This window comes from Streptomyces violascens (genome assembly GCF_014649955.1).
GTDB classification, from domain to species: Bacteria; Actinomycetota; Actinomycetes; order Streptomycetales; family Streptomycetaceae; genus Streptomyces; species Streptomyces violascens.
Genome location: NZ_BMUA01000024.1, coordinates 47,398 through 73,671, shown reverse-complemented (window position 1 = coordinate 73,671; position 26,274 = coordinate 47,398). Strand labels below are relative to the sequence as shown.

25 protein-coding genes are annotated in these 26,274 nt (G+C 70.3%); 16 read left to right on the top strand and 9 right to left on the bottom strand.

Annotated elements, in window-relative coordinates:
• Positions 1–48 precede the first annotated feature (48 nt).
• From IE206_RS32690 to IE206_RS32655, 8 genes are all read left to right on the top strand, one after another.
• Entirely contained in the window at positions 49–984 is a 936-nt protein-coding gene (locus tag IE206_RS32690) for a type II secretion system F family protein (protein ID WP_189968594.1), read from the top strand.
• 70 nt (positions 985–1,054) lie between these two features.
• Complete coding sequence (locus IE206_RS32685) at positions 1,055–1,948, top strand: DUF5936 domain-containing protein (protein WP_189968591.1); 894 nt, start codon at positions 1,055–1,057, stop codon at positions 1,946–1,948.
• On the top strand, positions 1,945–3,246 hold the full coding sequence (locus tag IE206_RS32680; protein WP_373301023.1) for a sensor histidine kinase: 1,302 nt from the start codon (positions 1,945–1,947) through the stop codon (positions 3,244–3,246). The genes IE206_RS32685 and IE206_RS32680 overlap by 4 nt, the downstream gene beginning before the upstream one ends.
• 11 nt (positions 3,247–3,257) lie before the next feature.
• Positions 3,258–4,019, top strand: coding sequence for a response regulator transcription factor (locus IE206_RS32675; protein WP_189968587.1), 762 nt, complete (start codon positions 3,258–3,260; stop codon positions 4,017–4,019).
• A 71-nt stretch (positions 4,020–4,090) separates the two neighbouring features.
• Positions 4,091–4,396, top strand: coding sequence for a hypothetical protein (locus IE206_RS32670; protein ID WP_226598880.1), 306 nt, complete (start codon positions 4,091–4,093; stop codon positions 4,394–4,396).
• A gap of 50 nt (positions 4,397–4,446) precedes the next feature.
• Complete coding sequence (locus IE206_RS32665) at positions 4,447–5,046, top strand: pilus assembly protein TadG-related protein (protein WP_229853262.1); 600 nt, start codon at positions 4,447–4,449, stop codon at positions 5,044–5,046.
• A 30-nt stretch (positions 5,047–5,076) separates the two neighbouring features.
• On the top strand, positions 5,077–5,676 hold the full coding sequence (locus IE206_RS32660; protein WP_189968583.1) for a hypothetical protein: 600 nt from the start codon (positions 5,077–5,079) through the stop codon (positions 5,674–5,676).
• A 7-nt stretch (positions 5,677–5,683) separates the two neighbouring features.
• On the top strand, positions 5,684–6,304 hold the full coding sequence (locus tag IE206_RS32655; protein WP_189968581.1) for an OmpA family protein: 621 nt from the start codon (positions 5,684–5,686) through the stop codon (positions 6,302–6,304).
• Here IE206_RS32655 and IE206_RS32650 read toward each other — a convergent pair.
• Positions 6,301–6,933 (bottom strand): Uma2 family endonuclease, encoded by a 633-nt coding sequence (locus tag IE206_RS32650; protein WP_189968679.1) that lies wholly within the window; start codon positions 6,931–6,933, stop codon positions 6,301–6,303. The two genes, IE206_RS32655 and IE206_RS32650, sit on opposite strands and share 4 nt — an antisense overlap.
• Positions 6,934–7,360: 427 nt before the next feature.
• On the opposite strand from IE206_RS32650, the gene IE206_RS32645 reads away from it, so the two are divergent.
• Complete coding sequence (locus tag IE206_RS32645; RefSeq protein WP_189968579.1) at positions 7,361–8,155, top strand: hypothetical protein; 795 nt, start codon at positions 7,361–7,363, stop codon at positions 8,153–8,155.
• Here the strand turns inward: IE206_RS32645 and IE206_RS32640 are convergent.
• The gene (locus IE206_RS32640) at positions 8,145–8,531 is read right to left on the bottom strand and encodes a DUF192 domain-containing protein (RefSeq protein ID WP_189968577.1); all 387 of its coding nucleotides are present in this window, start codon (positions 8,529–8,531) and stop codon (positions 8,145–8,147) included. The genes IE206_RS32645 and IE206_RS32640 overlap by 11 nt on opposite strands.
• A gap of 46 nt (positions 8,532–8,577) precedes the next feature.
• Here IE206_RS32640 and IE206_RS32635 point away from each other — a divergent pair, with 46 nt between their 5' ends.
• Complete coding sequence (locus tag IE206_RS32635; RefSeq protein ID WP_189968575.1) at positions 8,578–9,375, top strand: class I SAM-dependent methyltransferase; 798 nt, start codon at positions 8,578–8,580, stop codon at positions 9,373–9,375.
• Positions 9,376–9,394: 19 nt separating this feature from the next.
• Positions 9,395–10,939: a DUF2079 domain-containing protein gene (locus tag IE206_RS32630; RefSeq protein ID WP_189968573.1), complete on the top strand. Its 1,545-nt coding sequence runs from the start codon at positions 9,395–9,397 to the stop codon at positions 10,937–10,939.
• 367 nt (positions 10,940–11,306) lie between these two features.
• On the opposite strand, the gene mgrA is transcribed toward IE206_RS32630, so the two are convergent.
• Positions 11,307–12,344 carry an L-glyceraldehyde 3-phosphate reductase gene (gene mgrA, locus IE206_RS32625; protein ID WP_189968572.1) on the bottom strand — a complete coding sequence of 346 codons (1,038 nt, stop codon included), beginning with the start codon at positions 12,342–12,344 and terminating at the stop codon, positions 11,307–11,309.
• 136 nt (positions 12,345–12,480) lie between these two features.
• Here mgrA and IE206_RS32620 point away from each other — a divergent pair, with 136 nt between their 5' ends.
• The 4 genes from IE206_RS32620 (at position 12,481) to IE206_RS32605 (ending at position 17,728) form a co-directional block, all read left to right on the top strand.
• Positions 12,481–13,242: an isoprenyl transferase gene (locus IE206_RS32620; protein ID WP_189968569.1), complete on the top strand. Its 762-nt coding sequence runs from the start codon at positions 12,481–12,483 to the stop codon at positions 13,240–13,242.
• Positions 13,243–13,746: 504 nt separating this feature from the next.
• On the top strand, positions 13,747–15,069 hold the full coding sequence (phoH2, locus tag IE206_RS32615) for an RNA 5'-3' helicase PhoH2 (protein ID WP_189968567.1): 1,323 nt from the start codon (positions 13,747–13,749) through the stop codon (positions 15,067–15,069).
• A 384-nt stretch (positions 15,070–15,453) separates the two neighbouring features.
• Positions 15,454–16,155, top strand: coding sequence for an aggregation-promoting factor C-terminal-like domain-containing protein (locus tag IE206_RS32610; protein ID WP_189968565.1), 702 nt, complete (start codon positions 15,454–15,456; stop codon positions 16,153–16,155).
• Between the two features lie 169 nt (positions 16,156–16,324).
• Complete coding sequence (locus tag IE206_RS32605; protein ID WP_189968563.1) at positions 16,325–17,728, top strand: AI-2E family transporter; 1,404 nt, start codon at positions 16,325–16,327, stop codon at positions 17,726–17,728.
• A gap of 73 nt (positions 17,729–17,801) precedes the next feature.
• On the opposite strand, the gene IE206_RS32600 is transcribed toward IE206_RS32605, so the two are convergent.
• A complete protein-coding gene (locus IE206_RS32600; protein WP_189968561.1) occupies positions 17,802–18,344 on the bottom strand; it encodes an alkyl hydroperoxide reductase in 543 nt (180 codons plus the stop codon).
• Positions 18,345–18,347: 3 nt separating this feature from the next.
• The gene (locus IE206_RS32595) at positions 18,348–18,902 is read right to left on the bottom strand and encodes a peroxiredoxin (RefSeq protein ID WP_189968559.1); all 555 of its coding nucleotides are present in this window, start codon (positions 18,900–18,902) and stop codon (positions 18,348–18,350) included.
• A gap of 144 nt (positions 18,903–19,046) precedes the next feature.
• On the opposite strand from IE206_RS32595, the gene IE206_RS32590 reads away from it, so the two are divergent.
• A complete protein-coding gene (locus IE206_RS32590; RefSeq protein ID WP_189968557.1) occupies positions 19,047–20,006 on the top strand; it encodes a hydrogen peroxide-inducible genes activator in 960 nt (319 codons plus the stop codon).
• A gap of 48 nt (positions 20,007–20,054) precedes the next feature.
• Here the strand turns inward: IE206_RS32590 and IE206_RS32585 are convergent, their stop codons facing one another.
• From IE206_RS32585 to IE206_RS32570, 4 genes are read right to left on the bottom strand one after another with little or no spacing between them, the layout of a single operon-like run.
• Positions 20,055–22,385 (bottom strand): ABC transporter permease, encoded by a 2,331-nt coding sequence (locus IE206_RS32585; protein WP_189968555.1) that lies wholly within the window; start codon positions 22,383–22,385, stop codon positions 20,055–20,057.
• Positions 22,382–23,074, bottom strand: a complete 693-nt coding sequence (locus IE206_RS32580) for an ABC transporter ATP-binding protein (protein ID WP_189968552.1) — start codon at positions 23,072–23,074, stop codon at positions 22,382–22,384. Before IE206_RS32580 ends, IE206_RS32585 begins: the two co-directional genes overlap by 4 nt.
• A complete protein-coding gene (locus tag IE206_RS32575) occupies positions 23,071–23,595 on the bottom strand; it encodes a PadR family transcriptional regulator (protein ID WP_189968550.1) in 525 nt (174 codons plus the stop codon). The genes IE206_RS32580 and IE206_RS32575 overlap by 4 nt, the downstream gene beginning before the upstream one ends.
• A gap of 52 nt (positions 23,596–23,647) precedes the next feature.
• Complete coding sequence (locus IE206_RS32570; protein WP_189968548.1) at positions 23,648–26,029, bottom strand: FtsX-like permease family protein; 2,382 nt, start codon at positions 26,027–26,029, stop codon at positions 23,648–23,650.
• Positions 26,030–26,274: the final 245 nt, after the last annotated feature.

Below are 26,274 nucleotides of genomic sequence, written 5' to 3'. Positions count from 1 at the left end.
CGCAAGCTCGTCGACCGCCGACCACACCAACCGACAGGGACCGCGCAGATGAACCTCTCCTTCCTCACGCTCGGCGTCACCCTGCTCGCCGGGGTGCTCGCGGTCCTGGGGCTGCGCTCCTACGGGGCGGGCCGCGCCCAGCGCGAAGCCCTCATCGACCGGCTCACCAACCCGGGCGGCCCGCAGACGACCGGCCGGCACCGCCCGTTCCAGGGCGTGGACCGCAGGCTGCGCGGGACGACACTGGGCCGCCGCATCGAACTGAAGCTGGCCGCCACCGGCCTCGACCTCACCCCCGGCGAGTTCTTCGTGTACATGCTGGCCGGGGTGGCCGCGCTGTGGCTGATCGCCACATCCGTACTCGCTTCCTTCTTCGGGCCGCTCGCCGGGCTCGCGGGCCTGTGGAGCGCCAACTCGTTCCTCAACTGGCAGCGTCAGAAACGCATCGAGCGCTTCATCAACCAGCTGCCCGAGCTGTCCCGCATCCTCGCCAACGCCACCCAGGCCGGCCTCGCACTGCGTACCGCGATCGCCATGGCGGCCGAGGAGATGGAGGCCCCGGCGGGCGAGGAACTGGGCCGGGTCACCGACCGGCTCGCCATGGGCGAGTCGCTCGACGACGCGCTCGGCGAACTCGCCGACCGGCTCCCGTCCCGCGAACTCGTCGTCCTCGTCACCACGTTGGTGCTCGCCAACCGCGCGGGCGGCACCGTCGTCAGCTCGCTGCGCAACCTCACCACCACCCTGGACGAGCGCAAGGAGACCCGTCGCGAGGTGCGTACGACGCTGGCCCAGGTGACGGTCACCGCGTACGCCGTGCCCGGCTTCGGCATCGCCGCGCTGCTCATGCTGAACGCGGTGATGCCGGGCGCGCTCGACCGCATGACGGGCGCGCTGGTCGGCCAGGCGGCGGTGCTGGTCTCGATCGCCCTGTACGCCCTCGGATTCTTCGTGGTCCGCCGCCTGTCCCGCATCGACGTATGAGCCCGCTACTGGTCCGCACACCGACGTACGAGCCCGCACAGCCGGCTGGAGAGAGGGGAGTGAGCGAGACATGGGACTGCTCTTCGCGGCCCTGATGGGCCTGAGCGTGTACGGGATGTTCCTCGGCATCCGCATGTACCGGGCCGAGGTGAAGCTCCCGAGCGACCTCTCCGTGGCCCTGGAGGTCGGCGCGACGCGCACCACGGCCGTCGGCTCGGCGGTCGACCGGCTCGGCATGCGCTGGGCGCCGGCGGTGCTGCGGATGATGGGCCCCGGGCGGGTCGACAGGAAGCGCCGCCAGATCGACCTCGCGGGCAACCCGGGCGGCCTCACCGTCGACCGGTACGCGGCCCGCCGCGCCGTGTACGGGATGCTGGGCGCGGCGGCCGCGCTGATCATGCTGCTCGAAGGGCACTGGATCGTCGCCCTGGTGATGGTGGCCTTCGCGCTGTTCTGGGTCGAGGTCGGCATCTGGTCGGCGGTCCGGGTCCGTCGCGACCACATCGAACGCACCCTGCCCGACTTCCTGGACGTACTCGCCGTGGTGGTCAGCGCGGGCCTCGGCTTCCGCCAGGCCCTGGACCGGGTCGCCGACAAGTACGAGGGCCCCTGGGCCGACGAGCTGCGCATCACGCTGCGCCAGATGGACATGGGCGTCAGCCGCCGCCAGGCCTTCGAGGAACTGCGCAAGCGCAACGACTCCGAGCAGGTCGCGATGTTCGTGACCGCGCTCCAGCAGGGCGAGGAGCTGGGCGCGCCGATCGTCGACACCCTGATGGCGATCGCAGCCGACATGCGCCGCACCGACGCGCAGAACGCCCGCCGCAAGGCGGCTCGCGCGGTCCCCAAGGCGACCTTCGCGGTGACGACGTTCCTGCTGCCGGGCACGCTGATCCTGCTCAGCGTGGGCTTCGTCTACGGAGCGAACCTGGACTTCGGCGGCTTCCTGGGAGGCCCGAAGTGACCCTCCAACTGACGCTGCGGACAAGGGGGTTGAGGATGCCGAACCTGAACCACCGCAGGGTGACGGAGGCTCTTCCGCCTCCCACCCTTCAGATCAACGCACTCCAGGCGATGTGCCGCCAGGTGTTCGGCTTCCGCCTTGCGATGATCGCGACAGGCGCCCCCTTCGCACTCGCGGGCGCGGCGAAGGGCGCGCCGGGCCTGGTGGTGGGCGCGGCGGTCCTGGTCACGTTCATGGGCTCGTACGTCCTGTTCCGCGACTGGGAACGCTTCGGCCCGCTGCTCCTGCGCCACCCCTGGCTCCTTGCGGTGGACGCGGTGTTCGGCGCGTTGCTTCTGATCACGGCGACCCCGGAGTCCCCCCTCGGCTACGTCACGACCTGCACCCCGCTGCTCGCGGGCCTGGTTTACGGCTGGCGGGGCGCGGGCATCTTCGCGGGCCTCCAGGTGGCGATCCTGACAGTGGTGTACGCGACGGGCCCCAGGCATCAACTGGCCCACGCCTCGGCCCTGTTACTGCCGGGCTTCTGCGTGATGGCGGGGGCGGTGGGCGTAACGATCCGCAACCTCCTCTTCCGCTTCGGCGCGGCGAGCCAGGCCCTGACGGAGACCCGGGCGCGCCTGGCGGTCGAGGAGGAGCGCGCACGCCTGGCCCGGGACATGCACGACTCGGTGGCGAAGACGCTGCACGGCCTGGCGCTGGCGGCGGACGGTCTGGCGGCCTCGGCCGACCGGGTGGACCCGGTCACGGTCCGCCGACAGGCCGAACTGGTGGCCAGGGCCGCACGCAGAGCGGCAGCGGAATCCCGAGAGCTCCTCGCGGACCTGAGGCGGACGCCGGGGGAGGTGGACGTGCTGGACGAACTGCACTTGTCCGTAAGGGACTTCATGCGACGGACGGGGGCGGGGGCGGAGTGGAAGGCGCTCGCCGCCGGCCAGGGCCCGACGATCGTCCCGGCGGCGGTGGCCCGTCAACTGGTCACGATCGCGAACGAGGCGATGGACAACGCCCATCGGCACGCGGGCCCGGCCCGCATCGCGGTGGAGGCGGGCGTCGAGGGCGGGATGTTCCGCCTCAGCATCCACGACGACGGCCGGGGCCTGCCGCCCGGCACCACCCTGGACGACTTGAAACGCTCGGGCCACTTCGGCCTGGTGGGCATGGTGGAACGGGCGGCGGCGATCGGGGCGCGGATCAGGGTGGGCCGGGGGACGGCGCCGACGGGCACGGAGGTACGCGTGGAACTCCCGCTCGGGAGCGGGCAGTTGCTGGCCGATCCGACTTCGGGAACTCCTTGAGAGGGGGTGTCATGGCGAACGGAATGCCGTACGCGATGGGAGTGCGTGACCCGGTACGTCCGCTGAGGATCGTCGTCGCGGACGACAACCCGGTCGTACGGGCGGGCCTGGCGGCGCTGCTGCACGGCCGCCACGACATCGAGGTGGCGGCGGAGGCGGCGGACGGCGGCGAGGCGTACGAGGCGGCGGTGCGCCATCGCCCGGACGTGATCCTCCTTGACGTCCGCATGCCGGGCGTCGACGGCATGGCGGCGCTGCCGCACCTGGTGGGCCTGGCCCCGGTGATGATGCTGACGTACAGCCGGGAGAGCGAGATCGTGCGGGAGGCGCTGCGGCTCGGGGCCGGGGGCTACCTGGTCCACGGGGAGTTCACGGCGGACGAACTGACCGCTGCGGTACGGGGGATGAGGGAGGGCAGAGCCGCCTTCAGCGCCACGGCGGCGAACGCCCTCCTCGCCCACGTACGCGAGCAACCGGACGCGCCGTCTCCCATTTCCGCGCAATCCCTTTCGCAACTGCAACCGGTTGTGGCACAGTCTTCAACTGCACAGCGAGCGGTGTCCATGCGCAACAGGGAAGATTTCAGGCTGAGTTCGCGGGAGGCCGAGGTGATGGAGTTGATCGCGGCGGGCATGAACAATCAGCACATCGCGGCCACGTGCTTCATCAGCGAGAAGACGGTCAAGAACCACATCAACCGCATCTTCGCCAAGCTGCACGCCACGACCCGCAGCGAGGCGATCGCCCGCTGGCTGGGGGTGTCCGGTGCGTAACCCCCGCGCTTGGGCCCGGATTTGGGCCCCAGGACCCTCGGCGGCCTCCGGAACCCCGCCTTACGTTCCCGATGACGTACGACGTGACGCCGCAACCGGAGGAGAGCCGCGAAATGCCGCAGGACACGCTGCTGAAGACCGCCGTCGCTGCGCAGGTACGGGTGAGCGGCTGGAGGGACACGGCGATCGCCCGCGTCCGACGCCGGTACGCGTCGGCGAACGCCGATGGCCGGGACCGGGGGCAGACTTCTTTCGAGTATCTGGGGATCATTTTGGTGGTGGTGGCGATTATCGGCGGGATTATGGCGACGGGGATCGGGAGCGAGATCACCACCAAGATCAAGGAGCAGATCAACAAGATCAAGGCTGGCGGCTGAGTTCACGGTTTCGCGGAGACCGAGGGCAGGCCTTCCCCATCTATGTGGTGATGGTGGCGGGCCTGCTCTTTCTTGCGTTCGCGTTCTTTGCGGTCGGTCAGGCGTCGGCGACGCGCAATGGGGCTCAGGGTGCGGCCGATTCGGCGGCTCTGGCAGCGGCACAGCGAGTGCGCGAGGAGCTGGGCCCGAAGGTGCTGACGGCGCTCACGACCTCCGGCGGTCTCGACGACATCTTCAACGGCATCGTCATCGCTGATGCGCACAACGAGGCCGCGACCTTCGCGTCGAAGAACCACGCCGATCTGACGGGGTTCGATTCGCGTGCCGGTGGTGTCGGCCGGTTCAAGTTCACCGCGGACGTCAAAACGCAGTACACGGTGGGGACATCAGTGATCCCGGGCACCGAGGACGAGCACGGAACCGCGAGCGCCACGGCGGTGATCGAACTGCGGTGCACGCTTCCCTCCGGCGGCAACGGTGGCGGCAGCCCGACGCCGACGCCGACGCCGACGCCGACACCGACCTCGACTTCTGCGCCTACGCCAGCTCCTACGCCACCTCCCGTCACGATCACGTGCGACGGCAAGGACATGCCCGTCGATCCGTTGCCCGATTTGGAGAAGATCTTCAGCGTGAAACTGGTCGACTGACAGCAAGCGACGAGCAGAGGAATGGCACCGATGAGTGTTCGGCATACGTTGAGGCCCCGGAACGGGGCTCTGGCGGCGGCGATGGTGGTCGCCCTGGCGTTCGCCGTCGCCGGATGCGGCGACGGAGGCAAGGACGGCAAGACGAACGCGGGCAGCTCATCGCAGTCGAAGTCCTCGCCTTCCGGCAAGGGCCAGCAGACGGACACGTCGGCTGCTTCGCCGGACCCCACGGTCAAACTCGCGGAGGCCACGGGCGAGGGCGGCGTGGTCCTCACCATCAACAGTGTGAAGCGCGACTCGGGTGGATTCCTCACCGTCGCGGGACAGGTGAAGAACACCGGCGCCGACGACTTCGTCGCCACTTCGCCGTGGGCGGGCACAGAGCGGGATGTGCTCGCGAGCGGTGACTCGGTTGCCGGTGCGACGCTGGTCGACAAGGTGGGGAAGAAGCGGTACTACGTTCTGCGCGATACAGGTGGGAAATGCCTTTGCACGATGGGGATTTCCAGCATCAAGGCGGGCCAGACCGTGCCGGTCTTCGCCCAATTCCCCGCCCCCCCGAACGGCACGAGAGACGTCGACTTCCAACTGCCGACCTTCCCCACCATGACCGTTCCCGTCTCCGGGTGATCACGCCATGACCAGAACCCGGCACGCAGCCGTAGCGATCGCCGCCGCGCTAGTCCTGACCGCCGGCGGCACCTCCGCGTACGCCGACGTGACGCCGAGCAGCCCCCCACTGCCCGGCACGGAAGCGACGAGTGACCCCTCCATGAAGGTGGACAGCACCTCGCCGAACCTGAAGCTTCCCGAGGGCGGCACGCTCGCGGCGCCGAAGGTGCTCGACATCAAGTCGATCGTCGAGGACCAGGGCGGCGAGGAGCGCCGCTCGGACACCAACACCAATGTGACGTTCGCGCTGCAGGCGGAGGTGCTGTTCGCGATGGACAGCGCGGCCCTGTCGTCCGACGCGAATGACCGTATCCAGGGCATCGCGGCGGAGATCAAGAAGCAGAAGGCGACCAGCGTCCGGGTCTTCGGCTTCACGGACAACCTCGGCACGCACGAGCACGGAGTGGTCCTCTCCAAGCAGCGCGCGGACGCCGTCCAGAAGGCCCTCTCCCTGTCGCTCGGCCCCGACGTGAGCTTCGAGATCCGGGGTTACGCCGAGGACTACCCGATCTCGGACAACTCGACGGAGGACGGCCGCAAGAAGAACCGGCGGGTGGAGGTCAGCTTTACCCGGAGCAGTGGCTAGGAAGAGGGAGCTTCTTCCTCCGGCCCGGTCTTGTCCGCGGTCGCGGAGAGTTCGGCGGTGTCCAGATCGAAATCGAAGGGCGCCGGGATGTGGAGCGGGCGGCCGAACGGAGTGGTCGTACGTGAGCGGTAGCCGCGAGGTGAGGGTTCCCAGAAGCAGGTGATCTCGTCGGCCTGCATGTCCAGCACGAGGTAGACCGGAACAAGCTGTCCGTAAACGGCGACCTTCTCCTCCCAGGCGGCGTCCCGGGTGGACAGCGATGTGAACTCGGCGACCAGCGAGAGCGCGCCTCCGTCGGCATGCCGTCCCTCAGCTTCGAAAGCCGCCTCGTCCGCGACGAAAAGGTCAGGGCCGAAGGCGCGCTCGGCGGACGGGAAGCGGAAGAGGAACGGTGAGGTGTCTGAGATGTGGCCCTGAGGAGCGTGGGCTTCAAGCTGTGATCGGAGCAGCCGCATCGGGCGAAGGTAGCGAAGCTTGGACCACGGCGACACGACGATCTTCCCCCGGATGAGCTCGGCCTTGTAGCCGTCCGGCGTGTTCAGTTCCTCTACCGTCCGCAGCAACTCTTCGAAGGCCATGGTCTGGGCTGCGTTCACGTCAGTGTCTATGGCTGTCCTGCGTTCGATCATGGTGGTCACCGCGGTCCTCCATGCGACTACGGGGAGTGGTCCCGCACCAACCGTAGCGCCGAGCGGAGACCGGGGCTCCCCGATGGATCGAAGTCGCACCGGCAGTAACAGAGGGTGATGCCCTCTCGGCTGCACAACAGGTGGTCCGCCCTGCCTGCCTTGATGTCTCGGATGAGGTTCTGCAGGGCGTCCCGGCTGTCGGTGAGGTAGCGGTCCTCCTAGCCGCCGACCGCAGGCGGGTCCCGTGAGCCGGGTGGCGGCACCCGCACGTGGGTCGTGCTGCCGTACGGCTCCAACTGGGCCACCGGCATGGCAAGTTGACCAGCCCCCTTCCCTCGGGTAGCCGTAAAGCAACGCCCGGGCGACCGGCGGAATCCCCGCGTCCGGGACCAGGCAATCCACAGGAGTCGTTGTTACCGTGCTGAGTATGAAGCCAAGGCTGGTACGGAGCCGTGCGGCGACGGCTGGGGTGTGTCTCATCGCCCTCGCGGGGGCCGCTGCGTGCGGGCCCGCCAGTGAGAGCAAAGGTGCCGAAGGGTCCGTCCGGGACACCGCGGCCGCGCCCGGCGCCGGCGGGGTCACCCCGCAGACCACGCTGCCCGCACCCCGCGCGAGCGACACCATCCCGCGGGTCAAGGCCGACGGCGCGCTCAGCAGTGAGCAGCTCGCCGCCGCCGCGCTCGTGACCGGCGACGTCAAGGGCTTCGCGGCCGAGCCCCTGGAGGGCGGCACCCCGACCGGCAGCTCCCGTACGGCCAAGGCCGAGTGCATGCCCTTCGTGTCCGTCATCAACGGCACCCCCGAGCCCGCCCCCTCCGCCACCGTCTACCGGCGCCTCGTCGACACGAGCGAGGACGGGCAGGCCGATCAGACAGTTGTTACTGAGGTGCTCGGCGCTCATCCGGACGGAGCCTCCGACGTGCTCGCTCGGCTGCGGACCGCCATTGGTGCTTGTTCCGACGGGTTCCGGACCAAGGGCGGTGACCTTGAGCCCTCCGTCTTCACCGAGGTCAAGGAGCTGCCCGCGCCCGCGGCGGGGGACGAGGCCGTCGCGTACGAGTTGACGGGCGTTGCCCAGGGCGACCCCGTGCCCATGGTTTTTCAGGTGGTGCGGAGTGGGACCACCGTTGTCACCTATTACGCGGTTGATGTCAGCGGGGGCGACACGCCACAGATTCCCGACCGGCTCGCCGTTGCGCAGGCGGCCAAGCTCAAGTCCTGAGATCCTGCCCGGGCGCGATCCCGGCTGCGATGACCACCTGCGCGCCCGGCCGCAGGCCCCACGCCTCCATCGCGCCCGCCTCCGCCTCCAGGAGGTGCCGTGCGCGCGGCCGGATCGCGCCGAGACGGCCCGGCCTCATCGTGCGTACCGCGATCACGCGCAGATGGCGGTCCAGATGGGCCACGTCGATCGCGAAGCGCATCCGGAAGGTGTGCACGCTGCTCGCCGGGGTCAGCAGGAGCGCGCCCTCGATGCCGTCCCGGCCGAGCAGGCCCCGCGTCCGGGCCCGGTAGGACGCCGCGATCTCCAGCGGAACCGCCGTCCCGGCCCCGTCGAGCACGCTCAGCGTGCCCGTTCCGTCCCTCCATCGGCCCATGGATAAACGGTAGTGGCTCACGGGGCCGCCGCGTAGGGTCCGCAACATGGGCCGAAACATCAGGAACCACAACAACCGTCCCTTCGAGGAACTGATCGACGAGGCCGCGTCCGTCTCCGTCGACGGCTGGGACTTCTCCTGGCTCGACGGCCGGGCCACCGAGGAGCGGCCGTCGTGGGGGTACGCCCGGTCGATGGCCGGGCGGATGGCGAAGGCCACCGCCGCCCTCGACATCCAGACCGGCGGCGGCGAGGTCCTCGCCGCCGTGCCCCAGCTGCCGCCGCTCGCCGTCGCCACCGAGGGCTGGCCCCCGAACGTCGCCCGCGCCACCGGCCTGCTCCACCCGCGCGGAGTGGCGGTCGTCGCCGACGAGGACAAGCCCCCGCTGCCGTTCGCCGACGGCGCCTTCGACCTGGTGGTCAGCCGGCATCCCGTCACCACCTGGTGGTCCGAGATCTCTCGCGTCCTGTCGCCCGGCGGCACGTACTTCTCCCAACAGGTGGGCCCGGCCAGCGTGTTCGAGCTCGTCGAGTACTTCCTCGGGCCGCAGCCGCCGGAGGTGCGCGGTGGCCGCGACCCCGGCAAGGCGCGCAAGGAGGCGGAGAGCGCGGGGCTGGAGGTCGTCGATCTGCGCCTGGAGAAGCTGCGTACCGAATTCAACGACATCGGCGCCGTCGTCTACTTCCTGCGCAAGGTGATCTGGATGGTGCCGGGCTTCACCGTCGAGGAGTACCGCGACCAGCTGAAGGCCCTCGACGAGCAGATCCGTACCGAGGGCCCCTTCGTCGCGCACACGACACGCTTCCTGATCGAGGCGCGGAAGCCCCTGAGGCCGACCCGCTGAGGCCCTAGCATCCGGATGTATGGGGACAATTGCTGACCAAAGGGTAGGGCGGCGCAGTCGGCCGTCGATCCCGCCCGCACCCACCCTCTCCCGCATCCCTCGCGTACGCATCGGCCGGCCCGCCCTCCTGTGGTGGGGGTGGGCCGCCGCGCTCTTCCTCCTGTACGCGACCGTCTCGGGCCGCCGCCAGGCGCTGGTCCGCACCACCGGCTACGACCTCGGCATCTTCGAGCAGGCCGTCCGCGCCTACGCCCACCTCCACGCGCCCGTCTCCCCCCTGCGCGGGGACGGCTTCAACCTCCTCGGCGACCACTTCCACCCCGTGCTCGCCGTCCTCGCCCCCCTCTACCGCCTCTTCCCCTCGCCGTACACGCTGCTCCTCGCGCAGGCCGCGCTGCTCGCGCTCGCGGTGGTGCCGCTCGCCCGGCAGGCCGCGCGGGTGCTCGGCCGCCGGGCCGCCCATGTCGTCGCCTTCGGGTACGGGCTGAGCTGGGGCATCGCATCGGCGGTCGGCTTCGACTTCCACGAGGTGTGCTTCGCGGTCCCGCTCGTCTCCTGGGCCCTCGAAGCGCTGGCCCGCAGGTGCTGGCGGCGCGCGATCGCGTGGGCCGTGCCGCTGCTCCTGGTCAAGGAGGACCTCGGGCTCACGCTGGCCGCGATCGGGGCGTACGTCGCCTGGCGGGGCCCGCGCCGGCTGGGCATCGCGGCCGCCGTGACCGGCCTGGTGGGCAGCGCGCTCGAATTCAAGGTCCTGATGCCGTTCTTCAACCCGGCGGGCGCCTACGCGCACGCCGCGAACCTGGCGCCCGCCCACCACTCACTGCTCACCACGCTCGCCCTCGCGCCGCTCGACGCCGTACGCCCCGAGGTGAAGGCGACCACCCTCGTCCTCGTCTTCGCGCCGGCCGCGCTCATCGCCCTGCGCTCGCCGCTCACCCTGATCGCGCTGCCCACGCTGGGCTGGCGGATGCTGTCCACCAACGTCTTCCACTGGGGGACCGCCTTCCACTACACGGCCGTCCTGATGCCCGTGGTGTTCGCGGCCCTGACCGACGCGCTGCGCCCGTACGCCGCCGACGGCGGCCCGCTGACCCGGCGTCACGTACGGGCCTCGCTGATGACAGTGGCGGCGGTGACGCTCGTCCTCATCCCCTCCTTCCCCCTCGCCCAGATCGCCCACCGCTCCACCTGGCGCACCACTCCCCACGTCACAGCGGTACGCGAACTGCTGCGCCGCATCCCCGACGGCGTGACCGTCGCGGCCTCCAACCGCCTTGTCCCGCAACTGACTTCACGCACCACGGTCGTCCTCTTCCCGACCTTCCCGGTGCACGGGAAGCTGTACGAGACGGACGGGCCCATCCCGCGCCCCACCGCGCAATGGATCGCCTACGACCGCGTCCCGCCGGAGTCCTGGCCCTACCCGCGCGGCACCTGGCCCTACCCGGCGCCCCGCCAGGATCAGGAGTACCTCGCGCTCGCGAAGTACGGATATGTCCGGGTGGCCGAGGCGGACGGGATCTCGCTGCTGCGCCGCGCCGAGCGGCCTTCGCGTACGCGCTGACACCGGACGGTCACCCGGAGCGTCCTGCCTTGACCCAGTGGGGTGAAGCACACGGGGAGCGAATTCCGGGCCACGAAATCCGTCGTCGAGCGGTGCCGGGACCCGGCCGCGGCCCCTCTGAGCTGCACGGTCAAGGTCGGATGCCCAGTGATGGTCACCCCTGCGGGGGACCGCGAATGCGTACTGGGCCGGTTTCGGAGCGTAGTTCCGGAGCGCCGTGGCACCCAGCAGCACTTACGAAGGGTTATGGTGGAAACCCCCCCTCGGGCCGGTCCGTATCCCCCCCACGGACCGGCCCGTTTTTTCTTTCCCGGGACCCGGTCGGGTCCGCACCGCGCGGGACCGACCGCCTCCGGCCCCCTCCGTCTCAGCCGCGACGGGCCCAGATGTTGGTGCCCTCGGTGTCCACGGCGAAGACGTCGATCTCCTTCAACTCCGCTTCGGTGAGCGCCGGTCCGGCAAGCGCCGCCACGTTCTCCTCCAGCTGCTTCACGCTGGACGCGCCGATCAGCGCCGACGTCATGCGCGGGTCGCGCAGCACCCAGGCCAGCGCCAGCTGCGCCAGCGACTGACCGCGCCGGGACGCGATGTCGTTCAGCCCGCCCAGGCGGCGTACGACCTCGTCGCTCAGCAGGTTCGGGTCCAGGGACTTGCCCTGGGTGGCTCGCGAGCCCTCCGGGATGCCCTTCAGGTACTTGTTGGTGAGCAGGCCCTGGGCGAGCGGCACGAAGGAGATGCAGCCCATGCCGGCCGCCTCCAGGGTGTCGAGCAGCCGGTCGTCCTCGGTCCAGCGGTTGATCATCGAGTACGACGGCTGGTGGATCAGGGCCGGGACGCCCATCTCCTTCAGGAGGCGGGCGGCCTCGGCGGTCTGCTCGCTGTTGTAGGAGGAGACGCCCACGTACAGCGCCTTGCCCTGCTGGACGGCGGACGCCAGCGCGCCCATCGTCTCCTCCAGGGGGGTCTCCGGGTCGAAGCGGTGCGAGTAGAAGATGTCGACGTAGTCCAGGCCCATGCGGTCCAGGGACGCGTCGAGCGAGGACAGCAGGTACTTGCGCGAACCCCACTCGCCGTACGGCCCGGGGTGCATCAGATAGCCGGCCTTGGTCGAGATGACGAGCTCGTCCCGGTACGGGGCGAAGTCCTGGCCGAAAATCTTGCCGAAGTTCAGCTCGGCCGAGCCGGCCGGCGGCCCGTAGTTGTTGGCCAGGTCGAAGTGGGTGACACCCAGGTCGAAGGCGCGGCGCAGGATCGCGCGCTGGGAATCCAGGGCGCGGTCGTCGCCGAAGTTGTGCCACAGGCCGAGCGAGACGGCGGGGAGCTTGAGGCCGCTGCGGCCGGTCCGGCGGTACTCCATGGAGTCGTAGCGGTCCGGGGCTGCGAGGAAGGGGAGCGATTCAGTCACGTTTCCCTGCTTATCACGGACTTGTGACAGACCGAGTTGGGCCGCCGTCGCCCGTCCGCAGTACTGTGCTTTCCCTGGGGCGGCCGGTGTGCGGGGCGGCGGCGGGCCCCCGGAAGGCAACGAGAGGGTGGAATCGGTGAGTTTGCGCGACCTGGTGTACAGGCTCTATGCGCGCCGGGTGGAAGGCCGCCTCGACCACGACCAGGTGCCCAAGCACATCGGCGTCATCCTGGACGGCAACCGGCGCTGGGCCAAGGCCTCGGCCCGCAGCCCCGAGCAGGGCCACCAGGCCGGTGCCAGCAAGATTCAGGAACTGCTCGGCTGGTGTGCCGAGACGGACGTCGAGGTCGTCACCCTCTGGCTGCTCTCCACCGACAACCTGGACCGCCCCGAGGACCAGTTGATCCCGCTGCTCGGCATCATCGAGGACGCGGTACGGGACTTGGCGGCGGACGGGCGCTGGCGCGTGCACCACGTCGGCAACGCGGATCTGCTGCCCGGACACACGCAGGCCGTCCTCAAGGAGGCCGAGCAGGCCACGCACGACATCGACGGGATACTCGTCAACGTCGCCGTCGGCTACGGCGGCCGCCAGGAGATCGCGGACGCGGTCCGGTCCCTGCTCCTGGAGCACGCCTCGAAGGGCACGTCCTTCGAGGAGCTCGCCGAGATCGTCGACGTCGAGCACATCTCGGAGCACCTGTACACGCGGGGGCAGCCCGACCCCGACCTCGTGATCCGCACCAGCGGCGAGCAGCGCCTGTCCGGCTTCATGCTCTGGCAGTCCGCGCACTCCGAGTACTACTTCTGCGAAGTGTTCTGGCCGGCCTTCCGCAAGGTCGACTTCCTGCGAGCCCTGCGCGATTACGCGGCGCGGCACAGGAGGTACGGCACCTGAGGGGTGGGTCTCGTTCCACCCCCTTTGTCCTCAAACGCCGGACGGGCCAGATCTTCCTCCCGTCCGGCTTTTGCGTGCCCGCCCCTGGCGCCTGCGGCGAGCGTCCTCAAGTGCCGGACGGGCCGATCGGCGTTGTCGGTCGGCCGCGGACGGGGTCTGGGGCGGAGCCCCAGGAGTCGGGCTCAGGCCATCCACACCCCCGGAGGGTCTCGGGAAGGGGCGGGGTGGGGGAGAACTCCAGGCATATGACGGGGCATGGCTTCGCGTGTTCGAGGGCATAACCCCCCCAGGTCGACGTCCGGTCCACGGACGTCGTATCTCAGTGAGCGGCATCAGCGCCGCTCGCCCGGGAGGCCCTTTGCACCAGGACGACCGCGCACCGCGCGCGGGCGACGTGGAGGGCCGGAGCTCGGCCCGCGCAGCGCGGTCGAAGCCCGGTCCCCGTTTCCGCGACGCCGTCGCACCCCGATCTCATGCGCCTCTTAAGAGGGGGTACGTCCTTCCGTGGTGACCAGCACAAAGCGCCGCATGCCCGACCGGCGCACCTACGTCCTCGACACCAGCGTCCTGCTGGCCGACCCCAACGCGATGACCCGGTTCGAGGAGCACGAAGTGGTGCTCCCCATCGTCGTGGTCACGGAGCTGGAGGCCAAGAGGCACCATCCCGAGCTCGGTTACTTCGCCCGGCAGGCGCTGCGCCTGCTGGACGACTTCCGGGTCCGGTACGGACGTCTCGACGCCCCCATCCCGTTGGGGGAGCTCGGCGGCACCCTCCGTGTCGAGCTGAACCATTCCGATCCCGGCGTACTGCCCGCCGGCTACAGGTTGGGGGACAACGACTCCCGGATCCTCGCCGTCGCCCGCAATCTCCAGGCGGAGGGATACGACGTCACCGTCGTGTCGAAGGACCTGCCGCTGCGGATCAAGGCGTCGTCGGTCGGCCTGCTCGCCGAGGAGTACCGCGCCGAGCTCGCCATCACCGACTCCGGCTGGACCGGAATGGCCGAACTGCCGCTGAGCGGCGAGCAGGTGGACCTGCTCTTCGAGGAGGAGACGCTCTACGTTCCGGAGGCCGCAGCGCTTCCGGTCCACACCGGGCTCGTGCTGCTCTCCGAGCGCGGCAAGGCGCTCGGGCGGGTCTCGCCGGACGGGAACGTCAAGCTGGTCCGGGGCGACAGAGAGGCGTTCGGCATCCACGGCCGCAGCGCCGAGCAGCGGATCGCGCTCGACCTGCTGCTCGACCCCGAGGTCGGGATCATCTCGATGGGAGGCCGGGCCGGTACGGGCAAGTCGGCGCTCGCGCTCTGCGCGGGCCTCGAAGCCGTCCTGGAGCGCAGGCAGCACAAGAAGGTCATGGTCTTCCGGCCGCTGTACGCGGTGGGCGGGCAGGAGCTCGGGTATCTGCCGGGGTCCGAGGCCGAGAAGATGGGCCCCTGGGCCCAGGCCGTCTTCGACACGCTGTCCGCGGTGACGAGCCGTGAGGTCATCGAGGAGGTCACCTCGCGCGGCATGCTCGAAGTCCTGCCGCTCACCCACATCCGGGGGCGCTCGCTGCACGACGCCTTTGTGATCGTGGACGAGGCGCAGTCGCTGGAACGGAACGTCCTGCTGACCGTTCTGTCCCGTATCGGGGCCAATTCGAGGGTGGTGCTCACCCATGACGTGGCCCAGCGCGACAACTTGAGGGTCGGCCGGTACGACGGTGTCGTGGCGGTCGTCGAAAAGCTGAAGGGGCACCCGCTGTTCGCGCATGTCACCCTCACCCGGTCCGAGCGTTCGCAGATCGCCGCCCTGGTGACCGAAATGCTGGAGGACGTCTCCATCTGAGGCAGTACACACCAGTTGGCGCCGTCCGGCGAGCGCAGCAGCCTAGCCGGGCGGCGCCTTCTTGTGGGCGGGATTGATAAAAAGTACTGGGGCGAACGAGGTGTGAGGTTTCACACGCAACGGGGAATTGCCTCGCGGCATCGGCTTCCGGCAGAGTCTTGCATCCGTCAGGCCCCGCATACGGCACCCCTGTACCCGGGTATCTCCGTACCCTCGCAACTCAATAGCTGAGCCGTATGCCGCCCGCGCATCACGCGGCACTTCCCGCAAGGGAGTTGCCCATCGGGTCAGTTCCTCCCGTGGCCCAGTAGTTGGGAGGAGAGAGCCAGGGGCACGATTGCGTCCGCGAGGTCACCCGTGCGGACGCTGCTGGAAGGAAACCGTGTGAGCCGGATCTCGGTCCGGGGATTCGCGGTGGCGTCTGCCACTGCGGTCACCACCGTTGGCGCCGTCGTCGGCGTTGCCGCAGGAAGCCCCGCTGCCGCTTCGAACGACAACTTCGAGGCCACCGCAGCCGACACGACGCTTCTCGCGGACATCCCCGCCGGCCAGCAGGCCCAGGTGCAGACCGCGTCCCTGACACAGCAGGCGGATGCCCAGTCCGCGCAGGCCAGTGCCGCGGCGAAGAAGTCCGCCGAGGAAGCCGCGCGCGTTCGGGCCGCCGAGGATGCCAAGGCCAAGAAGGACGCGGCCGACAAGGACAAGGCCGACAAGGACGCCAAGGCCCGCGACCTGGAGACCCAGGCCGCCAGCCGCTCGGCCGCCCGCACGAACTTCGCGGTCAAGAGCTCCTACTCGATAGCCGACGTGCAGGCGCTCGCCCGTCAGATCGTTCCCTCGGGCCAGTTCCAGTGCTTCAGCAACATCGTGAACAACGAGTCGAGCTGGAACTTCCAGGCCACCAACAGCGGTTCCGGTGCCTACGGCCTCGTCCAGGCGCTGCCCGGCAACAAGATGGCCTCCGCCGGTGACGACTGGCAGACCAACCCGGCCACCCAAATAAAGTGGGGCCTGGGCTACATGAACGAGCGCTACGGCAGCCCGTGCGGCGCCTGGTCGTTCTGGCAGGCCCACAGCTGGTACTAGAGCGCGATTGGCCCCTGGCCGGGGAAAGAAACCGGCCGGAGCCGCTCAACCTTTCGGAGCCCCGCACCGTCCTTCGGTGCGGGGCTTCGCCCGTGTACGGTCAGGTCCGGACGGCTCGGGGGAAGCGGTGGGGAGACTCAGCGGTGGGGGAAAGGGAAACGGCCAGATCATGTCGAGAGTGCCCAGTTTGCTCGGACGGCTAGGCGCCGGACTGACCCGGATGGGCGAGCGCCTGGACGAGCGCCGGGCCGATGCGGCAGCCGAGGCCGAGGCGGGTCCGGTGGTCGTCGATCCCGCGATGGCCCCTCCCGCGGCCGAGCCCGCCGCACGGCCCGGGCCCAAGACGCCCGAGGGCAAGTCCCCCGTGCCGGTGGCACCTTCGGGCGACCACGCCCCCGACCACGTACCGCCGCCGCCCTCGTACGCGCCCGCCGTCGCCGCCCGCCCCGATCCGGTGCTCGCCGTGCCGTGGAGCATGCGGGTCGCGGCAGAGGTCGGCTGGCGGCTGCTCGTCCTGGCCGGAACCCTCTACGTACTGACGCAGGCCATCAGCGCGATCGCACTCGTGGTGCTCGCGTTCGTCGCGGCCCTCCTGATCACCGCTCTGCTCCAGCCCACCGTCGCCCGCCTGAAGCGGATGGGGCTGCCGCGCGGGGTGGCGACCGCGGTCACCGCGATCTCCGGATTCGTCATCATGGGGCTCGTCGGCTGGTTCGTGGTGTGGCAGGTCATGGACAACCTCGACGACCTGTCCAACAAGGTGCGGGACGGCATCGAGGAGCTCAAGCGCTGGGCGCTGAACAGCCCGTTCCATGTCACCGAGGACCAGATCAACCAGATCGCCAAGAACCTCAGCGACACCATCGGGGCCAACACCAACGAGATCACCTCGGCCGGGCTCCAGGGTGTGACCGTCCTCGTCGAGGTGCTCACCGGCATTCTGCTCGCGATGTTCTCGACGCTGTTCCTGCTGTACGACGGGCCGAAGATCTGGCAGTGGGTCCTCAAACTGGTGCCGGCCGCGGCCCGTCCGGGTGTCGCGGGGGCGGGCCCGCAGGCCTGGCGCACCCTCACCGCGTATGTGCGCGGCACGGTGATAGTGGCTCTGATCGACGCGATCTGCATCGGCGTCGGCATCTATTTCCTGGGCGTGCCCATGGCAGTGCCGCTCGCCGTGTTCATCTTCCTGTTCGCCTTCATCCCGCTGGTCGGCGCCGTCATCTCGGGCGCGCTCGCGGTCGTGGTCGCGCTCGTCACCGACGGGGTGTTCAACGCCCTGATGGTCCTGGTCGTGGTCCTCGCGGTGCAGCAGATCGAGGGGCATGTGCTTCAGCCCTTCATCCTGGGGCGCGCCGTGCGGGTGCACCCGCTCGCGGTGGTGCTCTCGGTGGCCGCCGGCGGCCTGGTCGCCGGTATCGGCGGCGCCGTCGTCGCCGTCCCGCTGGTCGCGGTCACCAACACGGTGGTCGGATATCTGCGGGCGTACGCCCGTGAGAACGCGCTGCGCAGTGCCGTCGCGGCCGAGGAGGCCCCGGCCGCCGAACCCGTGCCCGTCGCCGCCGACCGGGAGTAGCCCGCCCCGTACGCATGCAGAAGGGCCCCGCCGGTGGGATACCGGCGGGGCCCTTCTGACGTACGTGCGCGAACTACTCGGCCGAAGCGGCCAGCGCGGCCTCGGAGTCCAGCGTGACGCCCACGGCCGTGATCACCGCGGCGATCTTGAAGGCCTCCTGGATCGTCTCGCGGTCGACACCGGCCTTGCGCAGGACCTGCTCGTGCGAGTCGAGGCACTGGCCGCAGCCGTTCACCGCGGAGACGGCGAGCGACCACAGCTCGAAGTCGACCTTCTCCACGCCCGGGTTGCCGATGACGTTCATCCGCAGACCGGCCCGCAGCGTGCCGTACTCCGGGTCGGAGAGCAGGTGGCGGGTGCGGTAGAAGACGTTGTTCATCGCCATGACGGCGGCGGCCGACTTGGCGGCCGTGTACGCCTCGGGCGACAGGTTCGCCTTCGCCTCGGGCTCCAGCTCGCGCAGCACGATCGGGCTGCGCGAGGCGATGGCGGTGGCGAGCACCGTGCCCCACAGCTGCTGGGCCGGGAGTTCGGAGTTGCCGATGACCGAGCCGAGGTTCAGCTTCAGGTCCTTGGCGTAGTCCGGTACGGCGGACTTCAGCGCGTCGAGGGACATGGGTTACTCACCGGCCAGCAGCGCGACCGGGTCCAGGGTGTTCTCGCCCTTGGTCCAGTTGCACGGGCACAGCTCGTCGGTCTGCAGGGCGTCGAGGACCCGCAGGACCTCCTTGGGGTTACGGCCCACGGAACCGGCGGTCACCATCGTGAACTGGATCTCGTTGTTCGGGTCGACGATGAAGACGGCACGCTGCGCGAACCCGTCCTCGCCCTCGATGCCGAGGTCACGCATGAGCTCGTGCTTCGAGTCGGCCAGCATCGGGAACGGCAGGTCGGTCAGGTCCGGGTGGTCCTTGCGCCAGGCGTGGTGCACGAACTCGGAGTCACCGGAGAAGCCGAGGATCTGGGCGTCGCGGTCGGCGAACTCGTCGTTCAGCTTGCCGAACGCGGCGATCTCGGTCGGGCAGACGAAGGTGAAGTCCTTGGGCCACGCAAAAACTACGCGCCACTTGCCCTCGTAGGTCTTGTGGTCGATCTGCTGGAACTCCTTGCCGCTCTCCAGCGACACGCAGGCAGTCAGGTCGTACGTGGGGAACTGGTCACCAACAGTGAGCACGCGCTCTCCTTGCAAACGAGGAAGCCCGAATCGAGCGGATTCGGGAAACTTCCTACGGGGTTGGACGGATTACCGATCCTGGCACAGGGTGCATTGATCAGGGAAATAGCTAGACTGGGTCAGCGTGATCGGAGGTGCCTATCAGTGGCTACAAGTAATAGGGGCCTGAGCAACCGGGCCAAGCAGCCCAGCCTGGCGCAGCTGCGCGCGTTCGCGGCCGTCGCGGAACACCTGCACTTCCGGGACGCCGCCGCCGCGATCGGCATGAGCCAGCCCGCCCTTTCCGGGGCGGTCTCGGCCCTTGAGGAGGCGCTCGGCGTGCAGCTCCTGGAGCGTACGACCCGCAAGGTGCTGCTCTCGTCGGCGGGGGAGCGGCTCGCCGTGCGGGCCAAGGCGGTGCTCGACGCGGTCGGCGAGCTGATGGAGGAGGCCGAGGCGGTGCGCGCGCCGTTCACCGGGGTGCTCCGGCTCGGCGTGATCCCGACCGTCGCGCCCTATCTGCTGCCCGCCGTGCTGCGGCTCGTCCACGAGCGCTACCCCGAGCTCGACCTCCAGGTCCACGAGGAACAGACCTCCTCGCTGCTCGAAGGGCTCGCGGCCGGGCGGCTCGACCTGCTGCTGCTCGCGGTGCCGCTCGGGGTGCCCGGAGTCAGTGAACTCCCCTTGTTCGACGAGGACTTCGTGCTCGTCACCCCGCAGGACCACTGGCTCGGCGGCCGCAGCGGCATCCCCCGCGAGGCCCTGCGCGAACTGCATCTGCTGCTCCTCGACGAGGGGCACTGCCTGCGTGACCAGGCGCTCGACATCTGCCGGGAGGCCGGGCGCACCGAGGGGGCGCCGGTCACGACGACCGCCGCGGGTCTCTCCACGCTGGTGCAGCTGGTCGCGGGCGGCCTCGGGGTGACCCTTCTGCCGCGTACCGCCGTCGAGATCGAGACGGGGCGCAACGACCGGCTCGTCACCGGGTACTTCGCGGAGCCCGCCCCCTCGCGCACGATCGCCCTGGCGATGCGGACGGGTGCCGCTCGCCAGGGCGAGTTCGAGGAGTTCGCGACCGCCCTGCGCGGGGCGTTGCGCGATCTTCCGGTACGGGTGTCGAAGTGAGGCGATTCGCCTGAACTCCCCCTGTAGCAGGGGGAGTTCGGAAACCGGCTACTCCGTGCGCAGACCCTCCGGACGCATCAGCCGCCACAGCGGTGGCAGGGAAAGAGCCGTGACCAGGAGGACCACGCCCGCGCCGATGCCCACCATCGACACCGCCGGGACCCAGTCGACGGTCACCGAGCGGCCCACCATCCGCAGCAGGACCGAGCCGAGGCCCAGGCCCACTGCCGCCGCCAGCGTGAGGCCGAGCGCGACCGGCACCGCGGTCTGCCACAGCACCGACCAGCTCAGCGTGGTGCGCCGGGTGCCGAACGCGACCAGCGCCGAAAGCAGCTTCTTGCGCTCGCGCAGCTGCTCCAGCATCGAGACGAGCAGGCTCGCGCCGATCAGCATCAGCACCGCCGCCGCCCCGATGTACAGGCCCTTGCGGACCCCGGCGAACCGGCCCGACGTCTGGGTGTCGTTCAGCGAGCGCGCCGAGGTGAGCGGGTCGGCCCGGCCGGCCACGTTCAGGACCCGCTCCTTGGCGAGGGCGTCGTCCGGGGCCGTCGAGACGTACACCGTGGAGCGCGTCGGCAGCTTCGCGTGCTGCGGGAGCGCGCCCGGGGTGAGAAGGAGGCCGGTACGGCGCTGGCCCATCGGGTCGGGCCGGGAGGGGGCGTCCCTGGTGCCCGCCGGGAGGGTCCAGGCGACCGCCGCCGCCCTGGTCTTCGAGCCGCCCAGTGCCGGGTCGAGGCACAGCGTGCTGCCCGGCTTCGCGATGTTGTCGTACGGGTAGTCGCCGCCGGTCGCGGTGAAGGTGTCGCCGTCCTTGCAGCTGGGCAGGGTGGCGACCTCGCGCAGATCCGCGCAGGTGGCGACCGTGACAGGGGTGTAGTGCTCCGGGTCCTTGGCCTTCTCTCCGCCGTTCAGGGAGCCGAGGACCACCGCCTGGGTCACGCCCTCGGTCGCCTTCAGGGTCCGGAGCTCGCCGGACTGCCGGGCGGGGTCGGAGCCGGCGAGCGGGACGACCAGCTGGGCCCGGCTCGTGTCCTCGCCGCTCGCCTTGACGTAGTCGCCCTCGACGGCGCCCAGGAGCATCTGCAGGGCGATCGCCCCGGCCACCGCGACGGCGATGCCGTTGACCATCCGGGCCGCCGAACCGGACGTCAACTGGAGCCTGCGGACGGCCAGTTGCCAGCCCACCGGACCGCCGCCGAGCCTGCGCACGGCCGCCTCCACCAGCCAGGGCAGCAGTGCGGTGACGCCGATGAGCAGCAGGACGGTGCCGCCGATCACCTGGCTCTGGTTGAACATCCCCCGGTCGCGGCCGCGGCCCATCATCGGCACGAGCAGGCCGAGTCCGGCGAGCGGCGGCAGGATCCGCCACCACATGCGCCGCCTGCGCGGCACCGAGGCACGTACGACGCCCAGCGGTTCGACGACCACCGAGCGCATCGCGAACAGGGTCACCGCGACCGCCGACGCGGGCACCGCGATCGCCACGGCCGCCGCGAGCAGCGGGTTCGGGTCGATGTCGGAGGGGAAGACGTTGAGCCCCGCGACCGAGATGTCGCCGACGTATTGGCGGCCGATCACGAAGAACAGCGCGCCGACCACGACCCCGACCGCGGCGCCGGCCAGCGCTTCGCCCGCCGCGATCCAGCGGGTCATCCGGCGGTCGGCGCCCGCCAGGCGCAGCGCCGCGAGCCGCCGGTCGCGCCGGTCGCCGCCGAACCGTACGGCGGCCGCGATGAACACGCCGACCGGCATGAGCAGCACCACGAAGATGATCACGATGAGCAGCGCCAGGATCGGGTCGAGCTTCTCCTGCTGCTTGTCGACGAACGCGTTCACGCGCATCACCTCGGCGGCGTCGTCCGCCGTGTCCTTGCGCTGCTTCAGGGTGTCGCTGCCCGCGTAGTAGGCGAGTTCGTGCGGGCCCATCAGGCCCTGGTCGGCGATGGTCGAGCTGATCCTGTACGGGATGCGCTCGCGCAGCAGCTTGCCGTCGGGCGAGGCGAGCAGGTCGCGCAGGGCGGGTGAGGCGGCCATGGTGCCCGGCGCCGGGAGCGCGGAGACGCCCGGAGGCAGCGGCGACTTGGCGCCCTCCGCCTGGACCAGCCGGCCGCGCACGTCGGCACCCCGGTACTGCGAGTCCGCGCGCCCGATCAGCAGCGTGTCCGCCGCCGGGCCGCCGTCGACCGAGGCCCCGTAGTCGTTGCGTGCGTTGTCGCGGGCGGTGCGGGCGTTCAGGGCGCCCGGCAGCGCGGTGGTGCCGAGCAGCAGGGCGACGCCGAGGCCCACGCCGACCGCGGTGAGCAGCGTGCGCGTCCAGCCCTCGCGGCCTCCCGACAGGGCGAACCGGGCGCCGAGGGCGAGGTCGCGGAGCAGGCTCATACGGAGTGCTCCAGCATCATGTCGCGGGACTTTCCGTCGCGTACGACGATCTCGCGGTCGGAGTAGGCGGCGACCCGGGCCTCGTGGGTGACCAGGACGACGGCCGCGTTGGTGGAGCGGGCCGCCTCGGTCAGGAGCTGCATGACGCGCTCGCCGTTGAGCGAGTCGAGCGCGCCGGTCGGCTCGTCGGCGAAGACGACGCGGGGCTGGGTCACCAGCGAGCGGGCCACGGCCACCCGCTGGCCCTGACCGCCGGAGACCTCGCCGGGACGCTTGTTCCCGAGGTCGGCGACCTCCAGGCGCTCCATCCACTCGAGCGACCTGCGCTCGGCCTCCTTGCGCTTGACGCCGGTCAGGCGCAGCGGCAGGGCGACGTTCTCGACACAGGTCAACTCCGGTACCAGCTGGCCGAATTGGAAGACGAAGCCGAACTCGGTGCGGCGCAGCGCGCTGCGCTCGGCGTCCGACATCGCGGACAACTCGCGGCCGTCGTAGAGGATCTTGCCGGAGTCGGGGGTGACGATCCCGGCGAGGCAGTGCAGCAGCGTCGACTTGCCGGAGCCGGAGGGGCCCATCACCGCGACGACCTCGCCGGGGTGGATGGAGAACTCGGCGCCGTCCAGGGCCGGCGTCGGGCCGTAGGCCTTGTGCAGGTCCTGGGCGACGAGAAGGGAGCCGGCGGGCGTCATGTGCGTACCTCCGTGGCGAGCTGGACGAGGCGGGCGGCGGTCAGTTCGAGCCACCGCAGATCGGCCTCCAGGTGGAACAGGGCGTGGTCGCAGATCAGCTGGTCGGAGAGGTCGCCGCGGCGCTTGCGGTCGGTGAGCACCCGCATCAGGCGCAGGTGTTCGGCGCGCTGGGTGTCCAGGACGTCGGCCGCGTCGCGGCCGGTGAGCAGGGCGAGCACGACCTTGGTGTAGAGGGTCGACTGGAGGTAGGGCTCGGGCTTCTCCGGCTGCCGGATCCACGTCTCGACGTCGGTGACGCCGGCCTCGGTGATGGCGTACCGCTTCCGCTCCGGGCCGCCGCCCGCCTCTACGCCGTCGACCTCGACGAGGCCGTTCTTCAGGAGCCGGGACATCGTCGAGTAGACCTGCCCGTAGTGCAGCGGACGGTCGTGCCCGAACTTCTCGTCGAAGGCGCGCTTCAGGTCGTACCCATGGCGTGGGCCCGACTCAAGGAGCCCGAGGAGGGTGTGGCCGATGGACATGGGGTGTTCCTTTCTTCTCAACTGCCGCTGTTCATGAGGGAGTTACGGAAAGTCATTCGGTATGCAGTCCGTCGGGGCGCATCATGCGCCACAGGGCCGGCAGGCTCAGCAGGCTCACCGCGAAGATCACGGCAGCGCCCGCCCCGGACAGCGGCAGGAAAAGCCACCAGTCGGTGACGGTCTTGCCGATGATCCGCAGCATCAGGGCGCCGAGTGCGAGGCCGCCCGCCACCGCGAGCCCCATTCCGAGGGTGACCGGCACCGCGGTCTGCCACAGGACCGAGCGGGCCAGCGTCGCGCGCCGGGTGCCGAACGCCACCAGCGCCGCCAACAGGCGCCTGCGCTCGCGCAGTTGCTCCAGTTGCGAGACCAGCATGCTGGCCGCGATCAGGCCGAGCGTGGCGAGGGAGGCGGCCTGGAGGCCGGTCTGGATGCCGGCGTACTGCTGGTCGCGCTCGACGGTGCGCACGGTGTTGACCCGCAGCTGCGGGGAGAGTTCGGCCGCGGTGTTGCGGATGTGCTCGGCCGCGTCCGGCACCCGCTGGTCGACGGTGAGCACGGCGGAGGTCTCGGCCCCCGAGCTCAGCAGCGAGACGTCGATCGCGTCCGGGGTGACGAAGATGCCGTACTGCTCCTTGCCCTTCGGGTCGGGGCGGGCGGTGACGGTACGGGCGGAGGCGGGCAGTGTCCACAGCCGCTGCGGGGCGCCGGACTCGCCGTCGGCGGTGTTGACCGGCTTGCCGGGCCGGGCCGTACGGTCCACCCAGGCGGCCAGCTCGGCGTCGTCGGAAGGGTGCACCACAAAGGTGTCGCCGTCCTTGCAGGAGTCGATGCGGGCCAGCTCGCTCAGGGTCGCGCAGTCGCCGAGGGTGAGCTGGGCGACGGCCCGCATGTCCTCGGCCGTGACGGCGTCCGGCGGGGTCACATAGCCGCTGACGGAGCCGATCGCCCGCTGTACGCCGGGGGTCTTCCGGAACGATTCCGTCATGCGCTGGGCGAGCTTCGCGTCCGGGTGGTCGGTGCGGACGGTGTACTGGGCGTGGCTCGCGTCGACGCCCGTCACCTTGTCGAAGTCGTCGTGGATGGCGACGGAGTACATCTGGAGCGCGACGGAACCGGCGACCGCCACCGTGATGCCGCTGACGGTGCGCGCCGCGGTGCCGCTGCTCAACTGGAGCCTTCGGACGGCCAGTTGCCAGGACAGTGAACCGCCGCGCAGCCGGCCCACCACCGCCTCGACCAGCCAGGGCAGCAGCGTGATGAGACCGGTGAGGACGAGGGTGGCGCCCGTGGCGATGGTAATGGTGGCGAAATTGTCCATCAGCTGGACCGCGATGCCGATGGGCATCACCGAAAGGGGCGCCGCCCGCACCCCCGGGTTCTGCGACAGGAAGAGCAGCACCACGCCGATGCCCGGCAGTGCGAGGCGCCACCACAGCCGGCGGCGCCGGGTGCGTCCGCCGCGTGCGACGCCGAGCGGCTCGATGACCACCGAGCGCAGCGCGGCCAGGGTCACCACCACCGCCAGGGCGGGCACCGCGACGGCGACGAGCAGCGCGAGCAACGGCACGGGCCTGAGGTCGCCGGGGAAGAAGCCGAAGCTCCACAGCTTGAGGGGGCCCAGGACCTCGGCGCCGCCGAGGAAGAGCAGAGTGCCGACGGCGAGTCCGAGTACGGCTCCGGCCAGGGCCTCGCCGCCGGCGATCCAGCGCGTGGTGCGGGCGTCGGCGCCGACCAGGCGCAGCGCCGCGAGCCGCCGGTCGCGCCGCTCGCTGCCGAACCGTACGGCGGTGGCGATGAAGATGGCGACCGGCATCAGCAGGACGACGCAGATCAGGATGACGAGGACGACCAGCATCGGATCGAGCGGCTGCACCTCGCCGATGTTGCCGAACCCGGCCGCCGAGGAGGCGCCGGTGTCGGCGGAGAGGGTGGCGCTGCCCGCGTAGTAGTAGAGCTCCGAGGGCTCGACCAGGCCCGCGTCACCGATGGTCTGGGTGATCTCGTACGGGAGCCGTGGGCGCAGGAGTTCACCCTCGGGGGAGTCGAGCAGGGCGCGCAGCGCGGGGGAGACGGCCATGGTGCCGGGGGCCGGTATGGAGGTGAGGCCGGGCGGAAGCACGGGGTCGGCGTTGGCCGGGCGCAGCACCTTCCCGCCGATGGTGTCGTCGCGGTACTCGGTGTCGGCGGTTGCGTAGAGGAGCGAGGCCATCAGGTCGCCGGTGTTCTTGACCGAGCCCGGCGAGAACGGCTGCCGGTCGTGGATGCGGTCCGCCCGCTCGTCCACAAGGCGCGGCACCGATGCCGCGCCCAGGAGCAGGGCGACGCCGAGCCCGACACCGACCGCGGTGAGCAGGGTGCGCGCCCAGCCCTCGCGGCCGCCGCCGAGGGCGAACCGGATGCCGAGGCCGAGATCGTGGAGCCGTCGCTTCATGGGAGAGGACTATACGCACCAGGTATACCTGCTGTGTATACCCGGGGTGCATAGCGCTCGGTGGCCATGTCATTACCGGGCAAATCGGGGCAGCATCAGGAACTCTCGCAACCCTTGGCACGATTCAATCGTCGGTTCCCATGGGGCAGGTGCTCATTCTCACGTACGGAAAAGACGTGATCGAATCCGCTTTGTCCATAGGTGCGGTGTTAGTTTTCTGAGCTGATCTGGCGAGTCTGGTGAGT

Coding starts and splice junctions, on each gene's coding strand:
- IE206_RS32580 (WP_189968552.1), bottom strand. CDS start 23,074: ATGACGCCCGCCGGCTCCCTTCTCGTCGCCCAGGACCTGCACAAGGCC.
- IE206_RS32665 (WP_229853262.1), top strand. CDS start 4,447: ATGGTGGCGGGCCTGCTCTTTCTTGCGTTCGCGTTCTTTGCGGTCGGT.
- IE206_RS32685 (WP_189968591.1), top strand. CDS start 1,055: ATGGGACTGCTCTTCGCGGCCCTGATGGGCCTGAGCGTGTACGGGATG.
- IE206_RS32570 (WP_189968548.1), bottom strand. CDS start 26,029: ATGAAGCGACGGCTCCACGATCTCGGCCTCGGCATCCGGTTCGCCCTC.
- IE206_RS32630 (WP_189968573.1), top strand. CDS start 9,395: ATGGGGACAATTGCTGACCAAAGGGTAGGGCGGCGCAGTCGGCCGTCG.
- IE206_RS32605 (WP_189968563.1), top strand. CDS start 16,325: ATGTCGAGAGTGCCCAGTTTGCTCGGACGGCTAGGCGCCGGACTGACC.
- IE206_RS32645 (WP_189968579.1), top strand. CDS start 7,361: ATGAAGCCAAGGCTGGTACGGAGCCGTGCGGCGACGGCTGGGGTGTGT.
- IE206_RS32585 (WP_189968555.1), bottom strand. CDS start 22,385: ATGAGCCTGCTCCGCGACCTCGCCCTCGGCGCCCGGTTCGCCCTGTCG.
- IE206_RS32635 (WP_189968575.1), top strand. CDS start 8,578: ATGGGCCGAAACATCAGGAACCACAACAACCGTCCCTTCGAGGAACTG.
- IE206_RS32640 (WP_189968577.1), bottom strand. CDS start 8,531: ATGGGCCGATGGAGGGACGGAACGGGCACGCTGAGCGTGCTCGACGGG.
- IE206_RS32655 (WP_189968581.1), top strand. CDS start 5,684: ATGACCAGAACCCGGCACGCAGCCGTAGCGATCGCCGCCGCGCTAGTC.
- IE206_RS32675 (WP_189968587.1), top strand. CDS start 3,258: ATGGCGAACGGAATGCCGTACGCGATGGGAGTGCGTGACCCGGTACGT.
- IE206_RS32690 (WP_189968594.1), top strand. CDS start 49: ATGAACCTCTCCTTCCTCACGCTCGGCGTCACCCTGCTCGCCGGGGTG.
- IE206_RS32660 (WP_189968583.1), top strand. CDS start 5,077: ATGAGTGTTCGGCATACGTTGAGGCCCCGGAACGGGGCTCTGGCGGCG.
- IE206_RS32670 (WP_226598880.1), top strand. CDS start 4,091: ATGACGTACGACGTGACGCCGCAACCGGAGGAGAGCCGCGAAATGCCG.
- IE206_RS32650 (WP_189968679.1), bottom strand. CDS start 6,933: ATGATCGAACGCAGGACAGCCATAGACACTGACGTGAACGCAGCCCAG.
- IE206_RS32600 (WP_189968561.1), bottom strand. CDS start 18,344: ATGTCCCTCGACGCGCTGAAGTCCGCCGTACCGGACTACGCCAAGGAC.
- IE206_RS32575 (WP_189968550.1), bottom strand. CDS start 23,595: ATGTCCATCGGCCACACCCTCCTCGGGCTCCTTGAGTCGGGCCCACGC.